Raw genomic sequence first — 742 nt, 5'->3', positions numbered from 1 at the left:
TGGAAGTTATGCCGACCATGTCTGTTTCAGGAACTGGTGAAATCGGAATGAACCCACAATCAGACAGTTCTTGCTCTTTACGCTCAGAGACTTTTAGATTTAAAGGGCATCTATCTCTGTCATTTTTGCCATTAATGCGCGTTTTGTTTCTTGTAGGAGCAACAATAATTCCTTGACTATAATCCCCCTGCTTTATTCCTCGCATATGAGTAAACCAACCGTGCTCTTGGAATGCTCTTATCGAAACAGCAGCAAAACAGAAGGCTCCACTTCCCCACAATAAATCGTTATTTGAATCGTCAATATTCTCTTGAAATTCAAATTGATCGTTTCGAGAACCATCACTTTTGTAGGGTTGTCGAAAAAGAACGTTAGGAGCGGTTAAGCCAATAAACTTGGTATCATCGTTATCTCGCAACTGTCTCCATTTGACATAATCAATTTGTTCAAATTGCGCAGCAACGTCTCGAGTCGACGAAAGTTCGGCAAATGTGTTCACACCGAATATTTCAGGAGACGCAGACATTACAAATGGACTAAATGCCGCAGCAGCAGACTGAGATATCTTGCTTAGCACAGAGATATCTCTATCAAAATAATTTGTTCTCGGGTCATAACGTAATTGATAATCACCAACAACCACACCAAAGGGTTCTCCTCCGGCCATTCCATATTCATTTTGATAGAGCAATTTAAACAAGGCAGACTGATCGAACTCGATAGCCTTGAGCGCATCAAAATA

1 protein-coding gene is annotated in these 742 nt (G+C 40.7%); it reads right to left on the bottom strand.

Annotated elements, in window-relative coordinates; all coding sequences use genetic code 11:
• A partial coding sequence (locus tag R8O11_RS27260; RefSeq protein ID WP_318194883.1) for a type VI secretion system contractile sheath domain-containing protein occupies window positions 1–742 on the bottom strand: 742 nt, incomplete at both ends.

The sequence above is a fragment of the Vibrio sp. 1288 genome, from assembly GCF_033344475.1.
This window is presented reverse-complemented; position numbering and strand designations above follow the sequence as displayed.